The organism is Ruegeria lacuscaerulensis, assembly GCF_013031245.1.
Taxonomy (GTDB): domain Bacteria; phylum Pseudomonadota; class Alphaproteobacteria; order Rhodobacterales; family Rhodobacteraceae; genus Ruegeria; species Ruegeria lacuscaerulensis_C.
The window spans coordinates 1-14,544 of sequence record NZ_WPZL01000053.1; the positions used below are offsets into that span (position 1 = coordinate 1).

Annotated in this window: 16 protein-coding genes; 10 read left to right on the plus strand and 6 right to left on the minus strand. The window is 53.2% G+C overall.

The features are described from left to right. Nucleotides 1-82 precede the first annotated feature (82 nt). Nucleotides 83-766 carry an IS6 family transposase gene (locus GOX66_RS24105; protein ID WP_170766243.1) on the plus strand — a complete coding sequence of 228 codons (684 nt, stop codon included), beginning with the start codon at nt 83-85 and terminating at the stop codon, nt 764-766. A 662-nt stretch (nt 767-1,428) separates the two neighbouring features. Here the strand turns inward: GOX66_RS24105 and GOX66_RS24110 are convergent. The 3 genes from GOX66_RS24110 to GOX66_RS24120 all read right to left on the minus strand — a co-directional run bounded on the left by GOX66_RS24110 (nt 1,429) and on the right by GOX66_RS24120 (nt 2,696). Further along, nucleotides 1,429-1,680, minus strand: coding sequence for a WGR domain-containing protein (locus GOX66_RS24110; RefSeq protein WP_170766245.1), 252 nt, complete (start codon nt 1,678-1,680; stop codon nt 1,429-1,431). Between the two features lie 136 nt (nt 1,681-1,816). Then, nucleotides 1,817-2,254: a GFA family protein gene (locus tag GOX66_RS24115; RefSeq protein ID WP_170766247.1), complete on the minus strand. Its 438-nt coding sequence runs from the start codon at nt 2,252-2,254 to the stop codon at nt 1,817-1,819. Then, nucleotides 2,247-2,696 (minus strand): MarR family winged helix-turn-helix transcriptional regulator, encoded by a 450-nt coding sequence (locus GOX66_RS24120; protein ID WP_170766249.1) that lies wholly within the window; start codon nt 2,694-2,696, stop codon nt 2,247-2,249. Before GOX66_RS24120 ends, GOX66_RS24115 begins: the two co-directional genes overlap by 8 nt. A gap of 317 nt (nt 2,697-3,013) precedes the next feature. Between GOX66_RS24120 and GOX66_RS24125 the strand changes: the two genes are divergently transcribed. Then, nucleotides 3,014-4,402, plus strand: coding sequence for a tyrosine phenol-lyase (locus GOX66_RS24125; protein WP_170766251.1), 1,389 nt, complete (start codon nt 3,014-3,016; stop codon nt 4,400-4,402). 237 nt (nt 4,403-4,639) lie between these two features. After that, on the plus strand, nt 4,640-4,897 hold the full coding sequence (locus tag GOX66_RS24130) for a DUF6455 family protein (protein ID WP_170766253.1): 258 nt from the start codon (nt 4,640-4,642) through the stop codon (nt 4,895-4,897). Nucleotides 4,898-5,317: 420 nt separating this feature from the next. Here GOX66_RS24130 and GOX66_RS24135 read toward each other — a convergent pair whose 3' ends face one another. After that, nucleotides 5,318-5,761 carry a hypothetical protein gene (locus GOX66_RS24135; protein WP_170766255.1) on the minus strand — a complete coding sequence of 148 codons (444 nt, stop codon included), beginning with the start codon at nt 5,759-5,761 and terminating at the stop codon, nt 5,318-5,320. 37 nt (nt 5,762-5,798) lie between these two features. Then, nucleotides 5,799-6,194, minus strand: a complete 396-nt coding sequence (locus GOX66_RS24140) for an antibiotic biosynthesis monooxygenase family protein (RefSeq protein ID WP_237212758.1) — start codon at nt 6,192-6,194, stop codon at nt 5,799-5,801. Between the two features lie 76 nt (nt 6,195-6,270). Here GOX66_RS24140 and GOX66_RS24145 point away from each other — a divergent pair, with 76 nt between their 5' ends. From GOX66_RS24145 to GOX66_RS24175, 7 genes are all read left to right on the plus strand, one after another. Beyond that, complete coding sequence (locus GOX66_RS24145; protein ID WP_170766256.1) at nt 6,271-6,759, plus strand: MarR family winged helix-turn-helix transcriptional regulator; 489 nt, start codon at nt 6,271-6,273, stop codon at nt 6,757-6,759. Nucleotides 6,760-7,027: 268 nt separating this feature from the next. Beyond that, nucleotides 7,028-8,017, plus strand: coding sequence for a helix-turn-helix domain-containing protein (locus GOX66_RS24150; protein WP_170766258.1), 990 nt, complete (start codon nt 7,028-7,030; stop codon nt 8,015-8,017). A gap of 124 nt (nt 8,018-8,141) precedes the next feature. Then, nucleotides 8,142-8,969: an oxidoreductase gene (locus tag GOX66_RS24155; protein ID WP_170766260.1), complete on the plus strand. Its 828-nt coding sequence runs from the start codon at nt 8,142-8,144 to the stop codon at nt 8,967-8,969. A gap of 47 nt (nt 8,970-9,016) precedes the next feature. Next, on the plus strand, nt 9,017-10,618 hold the full coding sequence (locus GOX66_RS24160; protein WP_170766263.1) for an aldehyde dehydrogenase family protein: 1,602 nt from the start codon (nt 9,017-9,019) through the stop codon (nt 10,616-10,618). Between the two features lie 359 nt (nt 10,619-10,977). After that, a complete protein-coding gene (locus GOX66_RS24165; protein WP_170766265.1) occupies nt 10,978-11,508 on the plus strand; it encodes a TetR/AcrR family transcriptional regulator in 531 nt (176 codons plus the stop codon). A gap of 123 nt (nt 11,509-11,631) precedes the next feature. Beyond that, nucleotides 11,632-12,045 carry an ester cyclase gene (locus tag GOX66_RS24170; RefSeq protein ID WP_170766268.1) on the plus strand — a complete coding sequence of 138 codons (414 nt, stop codon included), beginning with the start codon at nt 11,632-11,634 and terminating at the stop codon, nt 12,043-12,045. A gap of 263 nt (nt 12,046-12,308) precedes the next feature. Next, nucleotides 12,309-13,385, plus strand: coding sequence for a DUF2652 domain-containing protein (locus GOX66_RS24175; RefSeq protein WP_170766269.1), 1,077 nt, complete (start codon nt 12,309-12,311; stop codon nt 13,383-13,385). Between the two features lie 328 nt (nt 13,386-13,713). Here the strand turns inward: GOX66_RS24175 and GOX66_RS24180 are convergent, their stop codons facing one another. Further along, the gene (locus tag GOX66_RS24180; RefSeq protein ID WP_170766271.1) at nt 13,714-14,370 is read right to left on the minus strand and encodes a 3'-5' exonuclease; all 657 of its coding nucleotides are present in this window, start codon (nt 14,368-14,370) and stop codon (nt 13,714-13,716) included. Nucleotides 14,371-14,544: the final 174 nt, after the last annotated feature.

Sequence of the window (14,544 nt, forward strand, 5' to 3'; positions counted from 1 at the left end):
GGTTCTGTCGCAAAATTCGCCCCTACCTGTCAGATCTAAGGCGGTTCTGGTAACGCGTGCTGGAACATGACAGGAGCAGACCGTGACGATCTCATTTAAGGGCGCGCATTTTCCGAAAGACGTGATCTTGCACGCGGTTTTCTTCTACCTGCGCTACGGTGTTTCATACCGGGATTTAGAAGAAATCATGGCGGAACGCGGCGTCGATCTGGATCATGCAACGCTAAACCGCTGGGTCAGCCGATATGCAGGCCTCGTTGCTGAAGCAGCGCGGTATAGAAAGCGTCCCGCAGACCGTTCGTGGCGCATGGATGAAACCTATGTGAAAGTGAAAGGCGAATGGGTTTATCTTTACCGAGCGATCGACAAACACGGCAAAACCCTGGATTTCATGTTGTCCGAGCGCCGGAATAAGGCTGCTGCGACGAAGTTTTTTGCCCGCGCGCTTGAGGTGAACGGGTTGCCGCGAAAGATTGTCATCGACAAAAGTGGTGCCAATACCGCCGGGATCAAAGCGATCAACAAGATGCTCAAGAGCTTTGGTTGCCCGATCCTGATCGACATGGTCAGGCGCAAATACCTCAATAACATCATTGAACAGGATCACCGTTTCATCAAACGAAGGATCAGACCCATGCTGGGATTCAAATCTTTCGCTTCAGCCGCTTCTGTCCTGGCAGGCATAGAACTGGTCAACATGATCCGCAAAGGTCAATTCACGCCCGGACTCCGTCCGTTTCAGCAATTCATCCAACTGGCAGGATAAACTGCTCACCAATTCCACCGATGCTCTGCCATTTAAAAAGTTTGCGACAGAACCTTGTCAATGTCACTACAAAACAGCTCGTACAAGACATTCACAACTGCAAACACCCGTCCATCCGGTATTCTGTAGAACATGTTCTTTCCTTCACGCCTTGCATCGATCAACCCAGACAGGCGCAGACGGGACAGTTGCTGCGGAGCTGCTGCCTGTCGGATGGAAAGCTTGCCTTGAATTTCGCAACAGATTTTTCTCCGCCTAGAAGCACGCACAAGATCTGTATGCGGCCGTCATGGACCATGGCCTTCAGAAAGTCGGTGGCTTCAAGAGCGTTTTTGCTCAGGTCAGATTTCAAGTGGCGCTCCAAAAATTGACGACAAATCTCGATATCAAGAACTCTGAACACTGTCTCGACACGGTGAAGAATGCGACGAAAGCCCCTGCCCCGGCTCGCAGGAGACGGTTCAGGGGCTATTGGCTCAGGGAGACCATACTGGGGTATTCTGAGTGGAAGCCGGCTGGCCGGTTGGAACCTAGAGCCCGGTCACGAGCCGACAGGCTCGGGATTTGCTGAGGAAACAGTGAACAGGCCAAAGTGTCCAAGTTCCGTGCAAAGTAACCGCCAGACCAAACGCCTAGTACGACACAGGAACATTAGCCTCAGGCTATTCACCTACCGGAACATAGCCTCGACGGCGCTTTTGCCTTTCGAGTTTTTGGAGTGCTTCAGTGGCTTGGGTCTCATCTACATACGTCACCATCATGGCTTGCCCGTTTGTGCCAATGCGCCCCCAGGTACGAAGCACGGAAACTTCCCCAAACAGCGTTGGCTGCAATTCTATTCCATAGAGCCGCGCCATGTTGACGTCCGGGTCCACGTGGATCAGATGGACAGGTGTGGTGTCTGTCAGCTGCATGGTTCCAGTATGGTTTGGCGCCGCTTACCTGTCCAATGGCATTGCGAGATCAATAACCCGTCCCAAAAGCGACTGCCCCAGAAAAGCGCAGCATATGCATGCCTGAATGAGTTTGGAGAGTCGGCTTAACTGGACTTCATCCAGTAGCCGACAAATCCGCGACACACGGCATCTTCGGGTGCTGTGGCAGATCAGGGTCGGGGCGGTGCCATGGCTGGGCCGATGACACCCATAAACTGCCCTGGCTGCGATAAACTGATGGGTCATTCAGTGTTCCGACTTTGATCGCCTTGTACTCCGGAGCCGCGCTATTCCATGAAATGACGTGCACCCCGCAGTCCGGACAGAATTGACGGAAAACAACGTTTCCACTGTCGACGGTCAGGCCAAACGTCTTGGGCTCTCCATCCACAATTGTTACAGCAGGTGCTGGAAACATCATTCCATGAGCTTCCGCACCGCCGGACGTTTTCTGGCAATCACCGCAGTAGCACGCACCTGATACTATTGGCGCAGCTTCTACGCGATACTTGATGGCGCCGCACAGACACTCTCCTTCCAATACTTCAGACACCCTTCTCCTCCTTTTCGGCAAATCTTTGGATCATCGTTTCTGCAACGCGTCGCGCTGTCGCGATATCGTCAGGTGACAAGTGCTGGGCCACGCGGGTGATCTCGACAGTCTCTCGCGCCAGAACAGCTTCGATCAGCTTGGCACCGCTGGACGACAACGCCATCAGATCCGAGCGACGATGCGCAGTATTTTTGCGTCGCACTATCAATCCCTTGTCGAGCAGCGCGTTCGCCGTCTTCTGAACAAACTGGCGTGGAGCGATGAGGCGGTCAGCGATCCGGGGAACCGGTTGCGGACCATGGTCATGAACTTGCTCAAGAACAGCACGTTCCGTGACTGTTAATCCAGCAGCGTCCAATTCACGCGCCACGGCACTTTCCAATACCTTATAGAGCGGTCGCACCAGGCGAATGAAATCGTATAGACTCGTTGTGTTTTCCATTATGACATCTGTCATGTCATATTGACATGTTTGATGTCAATATATGATTGCCGCCGGCTTTTCACTTGGCCTGTCACCCCTTTCGTAAGCCGATGACGTTATCTCTCTCAGGAAATGTACCCTCCTGCGGCGTAACGTATCAGCTCTATTTCGTGGTTGAGTATCCCATGACCAGCCAATAGCGTTTGACTCGGCCACTCAGACCAGACAGCGAGTTCTGGCACGGAGGGATGAAATGCCACGGGCAATCCGTGGCGCACCCTCACCGCTCCACGCGAAAACCCACTTTAGTGTCGTTGAACGAAGGAGCCAAAAGAATGACTTTGCAAAACCGAAGCTGGGCCGAGCCTTACAAGATCAAGATGGTCGAGCCGCTGAAGATGACCACCGAAGCCGAGCGCAAAGCGGCGATCGCTGAGGCAGGCTACAACACATTTTTGCTGAAATCCGAGGATGTATACATCGACCTGCTGACCGATTCCGGCTGCGGCGCTATGTCTGACCGGCAGTGGTCTGGTATGATGGCGGGTGATGAAGCCTATGCTGGCAGCGCCAATTTCTATCGGATGCGAGACACGGTCGAGAAGTACTATTCCTATAAGTATACCGTCCCCACTCATCAGGGGCGCGGTGCCGAAAACATCCTGTCGCAGATCCTGATTTCGGACGGCGATTACGTGCCCGGAAACATGTATTTCACGACCACTCGCCTGCACCAGGAATTGGCAGGGGCCACTTTTGTCGATGTAATCGTCGATGAAGCGCACGACCCCGCCTCGACCTACCCATTCAAAGGCAACGTTGACCTGGCCAAGCTTGACGCTCTGGTGGGCGAAGTTGGCGCGGAGAAGATTCCCTATGTCTGTGTTGCAACCTGCGTGAACATGGCTGGTGGACAGCCAATCTCGATGGCCAACCTGCGTGAACTGCGTAGCTGGTGCGACAAACATGATGTGCGGCTTGTCCATGACATGACCCGGGTCGCAGAGAATGCCTATTTTATCAAGCGCCGCGAAGACGGGTATGGCGAAAAGTCCATTCGCGAAATCATATTCGAGCTCTGCGCTCTGACAGATGCGGCGACGATGTCTTCCAAAAAGGATGCGCTGGTCAATATCGGCGGGTTCCTGGCAATGAACGATCCGGAGCTATACGAGAAGGCATGCAATCTCGTTGTGGTCTACGAGGGGCTGCACACTTATGGCGGCATGGCCGGGCGCGATATGGAAGCTTTGGCTATTGGTATTGAAGAAAGCGTGCAGGACGATCACATCAACGCCCGCGTTGGGCAGGTCGAGTATCTCGGCAACAAGCTCAAGGCGATGGGTGTGCAGATCGTGAACCCGATCGGCGGGCACGCGATTTTCCTCGATGCGCGCGCAATCCTGCCCCATATCCCGCAAGATCAATTTCCAGCGCAGGCGTTGGCGGCGGCCCTATATGTAGACGCAGGCGTGCGGGTTATGGAAAGGGGTGCCGTTTCCGCCGGGCGTAACAAAGATACCGGCGAGAATTTCATGCCGAAACTTGAACTGGTGCGCCTGACCCTGCCGCGTCGCGTCTACACTCAGGCGCATATGGACGTGGTTGCGGAAAGCGTTGAACGGGTCATGGAAAAGGCAAACGAAATTCGCGGGCTCAAATTTACTTATGAGCCGGAATACCTGCGCTTTTTCCGCGCCCATTTTGCCCCGGTTGAAGGGTGATCAATCAGGTCTCGTTTTGGGGGCCGCTTTGCGGCTCCCAGACATTCATATCGTAACCAGCACCTGTTTTTAGTCCCTGGTCGACTCTGAATTCTGCCTTACGGGCCATTGTGGAGGCACCTAAATCTGTTTTGCGTGGATTGATCTAAATCATGGCCTGACCCGGAAATTTGTGCCTGCCTATTTGAAAATACCTCAATCCAACAAAGCTCACTCACACGTTCTATGGAGGCTATTATGCCCGTCATAACCAACAGCATGCGTCAACCAGATCAGTTGCCCGTAATGGCCAAAGCACTGGATGTAAATCTGGAACAGGCTGTGATTGACGGCAAAATTCACAACTTCCAACGACACGATGCTGCATTCCGTTGCCAGAAATGCTCTGAAAAACCCGCGTGCGAAACTTGGTTGGCCAACAATCGTGTGGGAGCTGCAAAAACCCCAAATTATTGCCGCAATAAGGTTTTGCTAGAAGAGTTGCGGATTGGATAAACCAAAACCTCGCAACAGTGTATGCTTCAAAGGCCGACATACCTGACCGTGATCAGCCCCACTTTTGTGAAACAAATATATTCTTCTCAGGCAGGCAGTGCTGCTGCCTGCTCCACTGAGTCTCACGGCCCATAAGAGACATTCGCCACCCACACGCGATGCTGCGTTCGAAGCGGACAAACCCGCCTTTTGCTTGCGCCGCTTTTGCTGACGCAGAAAATGCTCGCACTTGCCGCACGTAATTTTGACGCCGCAGCGGATTTCCCGATTGCGGTCATTCGAGCCGGTAGAAACAAGCGATATCCAAACCGTCATTTCGCTGCGGCAAGTTTCGAACATCCAAGAGCGGACATAGCACCAATTCGCAGCGTTTGCTCGAATGTCGGTAATTTGGCCTCTGCTTGGATTGGCACCACATCTTCAACGCGGCCTTCGAATTTTGCCGGTCAATCGCAAGCCATCACGAATGTTCAGTCCCATCATCGTGATGTTCGCTCCCCCGGCGATCAGCTCAACCATCTGAATCGTGTAAAATGTGCTGTCGAATTCGCCCGCGGCAGCTTTGCCAGCCAGAAACCAGGCTGCGGGTACGAGAATCAGCAAACCATTCAACGCAATGACAGGCATTCGGGTTTTCTTGACCTTCGTAAGCGCATCCTTGCGCTTCCGGCCCATTGCCATACCCGATCCGCCAGCAATCGCCATTGCCGGGATGAGAATGAACATGCCTTTCAGGATCAATGCCTTGACAGTTGCGACTGTCTCATGGCTCGCAAAGAGTTCGCTCGTGGCCGTTGATGTCCAGAAGAGGAGGATCATCACAAAGCCGATGCCCCCCGCGATGGCGTGAATCTTTGTTTTCATAGCGGTTCACTCAAATTGGCTTTTGGAAAAGATTTCGTCAGGCCGTGCAGCAATTCGGCACCGCAACCTTCTCGAACAGATGGGGGGCGGTTGCAGCGCTTGAGGGATAGTGGCTGAGCTGCTGCTGAAACTCGGGGTTTGAAAACGCGGCGCGAAAGTCCGCAACAGACTCCCAGACCGCGTAGTTCATATACATGCTGCCGTCGCCAACGGCTTTGTGCAGTTGGGTGCTGATGTAACCCGGTTGCTTTTTCATCCATTGGGCATCGCTCTTCCAGGCTTCAACCAAGGCGTCTTGGTCAACGGGATCGACTGTGAAGAGATTGACGAGAACGACGGGTCCAGCGTCGATGTCCAATTGCCGTTCAATGGGAAACTCCGGGTCGAGGGATTTGAAACTTACCATTTCGGTGCTCCTTGAAAGTAGCTTCATTTTGGTGTCATGTTGTCATATTCAGGAAGCATCAAGCACATTGACAATATGTTGTCAAATGAAATGAGGAATCGACATGCAGGATGAACGCAGGACCGAAGAAGGAGAAGCCGTGACAGCGCTGATACTGGATGTATTTCGGCTGAACGGTCGATTGCAGCTTGCCGGTGATCGGCTCGTATCAGAACTGGGTCTAACAAGTTCCCGATGGCAGATCCTTGGTGCCATTGCCTATTCTGATCGACCGGAATCCGTTGCCTGGCATGCACGGACGATGGGCGTTCACCGGCAGGGCGTACAACGGATCATCAATGAATTGAGAAAAGAAGGCATAGTGGAGTTTCAGCCGAACCCACACCACAAGCGGGCGCACTTGGTTGTCATGACCCAAAAGGGGCAGGAGTTGTACGAAGCCGCGATTGCGAGGCAAATCCCATGGGTGAATGAACTCTCGGAAGGCCTATCGCCAGATGATATTGCGACAGCGCAAAATGTTGTTGACCGCCTCAGAACACGTCTCGAAGAAGCCTCAACGCGACAAGATCAGAGCCCGACCCAAAGTTGACACTCATACCGAGTGCAGCATCGGTTATTCTGGGCTCGGAACCGACGTCAGAGGCAGCCCAGCAATAAGTGTAACGTGAAAGGTCAACGTCGGATTTGAGAGGAACACGATGCTGGGACTTCGCTGTTGCTCTATCATATTGCGCCAAAGGACCATCAGAACATGCCAAAGGCTTTCCAGCCTCTGGCGCGGAGGAAATCACATGCAAATATAGGATGCACTAATATACTCGTTTCAGGAGGCGAAATCGCCAAACCGTCTTTATCCAATGGCCAAATCCATCACACAGTTGGCCAAGTTGTTGAAAATCTCACCCGAGCAGGTGTTTCTCCGGGCCGGGCTACCGCGTGATTTCCTGCGCAACGAAGGCAAGGGGGTCACGCCTGCGCAGGTGGTCGATCTGTGGCAATCGGTTGAGACAGAAGCTAAACGCCCAGATTTGCCGCTCATCTTGAGCAAACTCTTTGCTCACGCGCCATTCACGCCCGCGATGTTCTCTTTCTCCTGCTCGCCCGATGTACGTACCGGGCTTCAACGACTGTCAGTGTTCAAACCGCTGATGGCGCCGATCACTCTGCACCTTTCCGAGGACGATGATTGCCTTCATGTTGCAATCGGTTCAGTCGATCCCGCCATTCAAGTCCCGCCGCGAATGCTCTGGTTCGAAGCACTTTACCTGCTGGAGTGCGCCCGTTGCCACACTGCCGAGCATATCGTGCCAGCACACGTGAAGCTTCCAGTCATTGAACATCCGGGCGAGGAAGTACTTTCTTATCTGGGATGCCACCCAACGCCCGGCGCAAGCATTTCCCTGCGTCGCGAAGACGCGGACCTACCCCTGATCACTGAAAACGAGGAAGCCTGGCCGGACTTTGAGAAGCAACTTCGCCGCAAGATGGAGACTCATGAAACAGACACGCCCATCGTGATGCGCGCCAAGCGGGTCCTACATGACATGTTGCCTTCGGGTGAGGCAAACATTGAGGCGATGTGCAAGAGGATGGCTATGTCCAAGCGCACATTGCAACGTCAACTGAAGGAGCAAGGCGAGACCTTCCAGACAGTGCTGGAATCAACCCGCTTGGAACTGGCGATGCACTATCTGAGTGAGGAGGGGCTGAACGTCGAGGAGATCTCCTATTTGTTGGCATACCGCGAGCCGAACTCATTCTATCGCGCGTTCCAAGGCTGGACCGGCATGACCCCGGTCGAGGCGAGGGATATGTCGGAATTTAATCCACGCCCGCAACGAAAGTGAACAGCCGCGCAATCGTACGCTCCAATCTGCGTTTGTATCCGGAGATACCGAACGCATCGACTCGGGCCAAACGGTGCAAATGATCCGGAACAAGACAAGCTGTCCAAAACAATTGGAGTAAACAATGGCAAACACACAGCAAGTTGCGCTCGTTACTGGTGCATCGTCGGGCATGGGTAAAGTGATCGCTCAGCAACTGATCAAGGATGGATTGACTGTCGTCGTCGCGGCCCGACGGGTGGAGCAAATGGACGATCTGAAAGCGCTCGGCGCGCATCCTGTTGCCATGGATGTCTCGGATGAGGCCAGTCGCAAATCCGCCGTTGCCGAGATCACCAACAAGTTCGGCGGCGCGGATGTGCTGGTGAACAATGCGGGTTTTGGACTTTATGGTGCGGTCGAGGACGTCCCGATCGACGAAGCACGTTATCAGATGGACGTGAACCTGTTCGGAGCAGCCGCGTTGATACAGGAACTGCTTCCCTACATGCGCGAGAAACGCGCGGGCAAGATCATCAACATAACGTCGATGGGCGGCAAGATCTATACCCCCTTGGGTGCTTGGTATCATGCCTCGAAACACGCTCTCGAAGGTTTGTCTGACTGCCTGCGCCTTGAGCTGAAACAGTTTGGTATTGACGTGGTTGTGGTCCAACCCGGCATCATTCAGACCTCTTTCGGAAATGTTGTCGAAGGCCCGATGCTGAAGTTTTCGGGCAATACGGCCTATGGACCGATGGCCAAAACCGTCGCCAAGGCAACTGCCGAAAACTACAAGGATGGCGGCGGCTCGTCCCCACAGGTGATTGCCGATGTTGTGTCCCGGGCGGTGAAGGCCCGCAGACCCAAGACCCGCTACGCCGCCGGAAAATACGCAAGCTTGATGATGGGCGTCCGTAAATGGTTGGGCGACCGAGCGTTCGACCGCATGGTCATGTCGATCGCCCGCTGATCCTGCTTTTCCCAACTCGCTCTGACCGAACACTTAAGGACAATCAGATGAAAACCGACGACGCTATTACTCACCTGAACCCGCAGAAATGGGCCGATACCTCCCCCGCCGAGCGGTTAGCCCTACTGGAATCTGTACGCGAAAACCTAAAGAATTTTGGCGGTGAACTCGCCGCCTCGGACACGGCCATGAAGAATGGTCAGATGGGCGAAGAGATTTATACTGACCCGTTATCAAAGATCGCCACGATTGTTCCGATGGCCAATACCGTTTCTGCTGCCATCGACGTTTATGAAGGCATCGTGCATGGAAAGATGCCGGAGCCGATCAGCATCACCAAAGTTGGTGATGATCGCTATGACATCGCGGTCTTCCCGATCGACACCAAGGACAAGCTGATGAACGGCGACCGGAAGGATGTCATTCGGGTCAAGGGCGAACCGAAGCAAGTGAATCCGATGGACAAACCTGCCGGTATCACCGCCGTATTGGGCGCAGGGAACTATTCGTCGTCTTTGGAGATGCTCAAGGCAATCTTCTTCGACAACAAGGTCGTGGTGCACAAACCACACCACCTGAATGCCGAAAGCGATAAGGTTTGGGAAAAGGTCATGGCCCCGCTGATCGATCATCAAGCCCTGGCTTTCGCCGATCACGACCAGGGCCGTGTGCTGACGACCGATACCAGGATCGGCAAGATCTACTTCACGGGTGGTGCAGGTACCGCCAAAGCGATCCAAAGTGCCACCCAGGCCGAATTGATCTCCGAATGCGGAGGCAACAACCCTGTGATCATCGTGCCGGGCGACCGCCCGTGGACCGATAAGGAAATCGCTCATCAGGCACACCAGATTGTCACGATTAACAAGCTCAACGGTGGTGCAGTCTGCGGTCGGGTTCAAACATTGGTAACCTCGAAACACTGGGCCCAGCGGGATCAGTTTCTGGATGCCATTCGCAAGGCGATCGTCGAAGACACGCCCGCCGAAGGCACCTATTATCCGGGGGCTGGCGAGGTGAAAGACGGGTTCCTCACCGCCTATCCGCAAGCTGAGCAGCTGTCGCCGGAGGGCGGTCAGTTCAAGGCGGCTGAAAACCTGCTGATCACCGGCATTGAAGAAGACAGCTATGGCACGCGCAACGAAGCTTTCTGCCAGATCACAGGTGAGGTGCCGTTGGACGTGCCTGCCAATGCTGCAGAATTCCTGCCCGCTGCAGTTGCCTTCTGCAATGAAAAGCTGCTTGGCACATTGGGCAGCGCAATCCTGATCGACGAAGACACCAAGAAGACGCATCAGGCTGCTCTGGACCGAGCGGTGACTGAAATGGAGTACGGCGCAATTGCCGTAAACGCCATGCCGCCCTTCATCTTCCTCTCACCCTGGCTGACTTGGGGCGGCAACGAAGAAGGCAAAGAATTCGTCTCGGGAGTCGGCAACTTCGGCAACGCCATGTGCTTCGAGAATGTCGAGAAATCTATCTTGACTGCTGGCTTCATGTCGCCCGGTCACATGATAAAAACCAACAAGGGCGCCTTTGACACGCTGGCTACGGAAATGGCCAATTTTGCGGTTGAGCCATCCTGGCAAAACCTAACATGCCTGATGGGAGGTGCTATCATGGGCAGTTTCCGTCGGAAGGACTTCTGAGGTCAGTATTCCATAGCCACGGTGCGGTGCACTTTATGACCCTACAGCCATCTTAGCGGTAGGGTTTGCGGTTGTGAGCGTTTTTTCAATATACTGAATTGGGCGGTTTTGCGCCTCTCGCGACCATTGGGAGCAGGCAGTTTTCTCCATGATCGTGTAGTCCAAACTGACCCGCTGCGCTGACAAGATACAGTTGCGGGACCGGCCACCCGCAGCAACTCACGAAGATTCTACCCTGCGGAACGGTTTTTCCTGATCTTGCTCAGACGGTGCGTGTTGCGATTTTTAAATGATCATTTTAATATTCTCCGATGGGCAGGCCAAGATCATATTCGCGCGAAGCTGTAGTTGAAAAAGCCATGGGTGTTTTTTGGCAAAACGGCTACAAAGCTACGTCAATAAGTGATGTCGTCCGCGAAACCGGGCTAAACACAGCCAGTATGTACAAGGAGTTTGGGGACAAGGAGGGACTGTTCTCAGCAGCTCTGGATCATTATCGCGATCATGTCATCGGGCCGCGCTACCGTATTCTGATCGACAATCCGAATTTAGAGGGTGTCGAAATGTTTCTCCGAAATGTTTTTTTGGGAGCCGCCAAGTCGGAATACAAGGGCTGCCTGATGATGAACCACCTTGCGCAGAAACATGTGATAAGTCCTGAGGCCGCCGAACAGGTTGGCGCGTTCTGTGCAGAGGTGGAATCGCTGGTTGAAGCCGCTTTTCGTAATGCCCAGACGGATGGAGACATCGGGCCGGACAAGGACACGGCGCAGCTTGCAAGCTTTGTAATTTTTTGCGTTCACGGAACCGTCTTGTATGGGCGGCACGACGAAAAAAAGCACGTGATACCAAATTTTTACGACATGATCATGAGCGAAATTCGCGAGTGAGGTCGATCACTCATTTATTTTAAAATTGTTTTTTTAAAATAATTGTTCTAAAACCATCCCATCCAAACAGAACTGACGGCGATGAAGCGCCGGACGTGAGGAAACAGGGATAGGAGAAACACGATGAGTATTTCCGAAACGGCCATGGCCTTCTTTGATGCATGCGAAACAGGCAAAGGCTGGAACGTCTGCAAGGCATACTGTCAGGATGGTGCCGCATTTGCATGTCAGGCAGATGCATTGGCTGATATATCGACAATCGAGGGTTATACTGGCTGGACGGCAGGAATTTTAACCCCGATCCCCGATGGCAACTACAATATCACCTCTTTCTCGACGGATCACGAACGGAACATCGTAACGGCCACAGCAGTATTCAGCGGCAAACAAACCGGTGAGGGTGGGCCGGTCCCTGCCACAGGCAACGAAATTGCAACCAACTATGCCTACATAATGGAATTTGAAGGCAGTAAGATCGCCCGAATGACCAAGATCTGGAACGACGGGCACTCACTAAAACAACTCGGATGGGCGTAGGGCCATCGCTGTAGTGGCGCCGTCTTTTAGGGGCGGTGTTGCGTGAATTGGTGACTACTTCGGCCTCTCACCTGCTACTAAACCTCTGAGCTCCCAGCCTACGCTTCATGACGACCGTCTATGGCGAGTTTCAGCCCGAAGTGGTTTTGAGCCCTGTGTGAAACGCAAGCATTCCGCAGATCTGGCGTCAATTTACCTTGAAGGTTAATCGCCAGTGCAACAGAAAAAGTAATCCCGCCAAACACTCTTTTGGGGAGGGCGCCATGTCAACTCAAACTGGATATCTGTTGATCGCCGATATTTCCGGATACACCCAATTTCTGACATCGTCAGAAATGGATCATGCCAATCCGATTTTGCAATCTTTGTTGGGTGTGTTGATCGAGCAAGTGGGTGACCCGCTTCATTTTTGGAAAACTGAAGGCGATGCGGTTCTGGCATATTCGACACGGCAAGATTTCTCCTCTGGCGAGACCTTCCTGACCATCTGCGAGAACCTCTACAACGCATTTGCACTTCGTCGGCAGGACATAATTGCGAATACAACCTGCACCTGCAACGCTTGCGCAAATGTCAGTGGGCTGGATTTGAAGGTTATCGCCCATCATGGCCAGTTCGAAGAAATGCAGCTTGGCCCGGTAAAGGATTTTTCCGGCGCCGACGTTATTCTGGTCCACCGAATGGCCAAGACGAACGTTGTTGAAGCCACCGGTGTGCGCAGTTATGCGCTGTTCAGCGAGGACGCTGCAAACGCCATGGATATCAAAGGCATAGTGGAACCATTTTCACAGGAAATCGAGCATTTTGGCGAGGTTTCGATGTCAGTCTACGATTTGGCTAAATCATGGGAACGTTTACGTGCAAACCGTGAGCGTCATTTCCTGACCGAGGAAGACGGAGTTTGGACATTCCGCCATCATTTCGATGCGCCAATCGCGGTCGTCTGGGAAGCGTTGGTCGCGCCGGAGCTAAAGCTGAAATGGATGAACCGAGTGAAGGAAATCAAGGTCGACAGCCCACAAGGGCGTCTCGGCAACGGGTCAGGTTATCATTGCTCCCACGAATTGGCGGACTTTTTCTACCGCATTACTGATTGGGAACCGTTCGATTACTTCTCTACCTGCATCCAGGTTCCGGCGCGCACTGGGGTGAGCTTGCCCGAGACATATCAGCTGACGCCGACCGACACCGGCACCGATCTGCGATATACAATGGGTCAAGCGACGGATGCCGAAGGCAATAGGTCAGAAATATCAGAGCAGGATGTTGCAGCGTTTCTGGCAGAATTCTGGGCCACATCGTACTCTGAGTTGGACGCACAACTCAACACCTCGAAGTAAGAGTGCTTTGCTGAGTAGCTTACATTGCGCTGGTAACCGCGAATTGCCGCTTACCATGTGTACGATGTCTGACGTCATCGCCCACCGGACCCCGGAGCAACAGTAGCAAATTCCCATACCTTGTTTTTCAAGATTTAGCCAATGGTCCCACCCGTCACATACTCAAAGCCTCCTGCCCCGCTACTAACTAACCACATAGACAGCTCATTCCCAAAATTCGAGCAAAGCAGAGTTTATGATGACTGCTTCAGCAGAGCCGAGGTTCGCAAACTGCGTAACATCAGACGATCAGTTCGTCGTTCAGTAGCATCTTTTAGACCTTGACCGCTTATCTCTCGGATGGATTTCCGAATTGGAATTTCAATTGGCGGTTTGTCCTGAGATAAGACAACGGCGTCCCTAAAGTCTCCTCTGCTTTCAGGATCACCGATGCCGAGGCACGGGCGTCTTCGCCTGCATCATGGTGATGAAACTCAAGGCCGAGGTATTTTTTAAGATTTGCCAACCCGTGCCCACCGGCGCCCTTCAACAATGGCCATGCTCGACGGGCAATCGACACGCTATTCGTCCAATGCGAAGAGATCATTGGCAAGCCATATCGGGCACAAGCGGCCGTCATCGCCTTTTCATCAAACGTACTGTGTTGCACAAGGTTGTGGGTGTTCAGGACATCAAACAAGGACGCGTAGACCGTTGGGAATGTTTCAGCCCCAATCACGGTTTCGGCGGAAATCCCGTGAAGCTCAGTATTGAAAACCTCAAAAGGCCCTTCGGGGTCAATCAGGACAGAATAGGTTTGCATAGAGCCAGTGTCGCTAACAAAGCAAAGCCCAATCTGGCAAATGCTACTGACAGATTTGTCCGCCGTTTCGACATCCAGTGCAATAAATCGAAAAGGTCCGACAGGCAGCGTACTAAGATGTCCAAATCTGTTCAATGTGTCCACCGTTTGGGCGTGTTGCGCCGGTCGAATTTCATCAGCCATCGCTACACGGGTCGACAACTGAGCATCCTAGTTCTTGCGGGCCAAATGAATATTGGCAAGTCATTCTCGTCCTCAAGTAGTGCAGCCTGCCTATAGGACGCTTCGCTCAACGGCCCAAACCGGATGAGGTGGGTGGCTCCTGCTCCACCGGCATCGAATGTGCCAAAGTGCAGT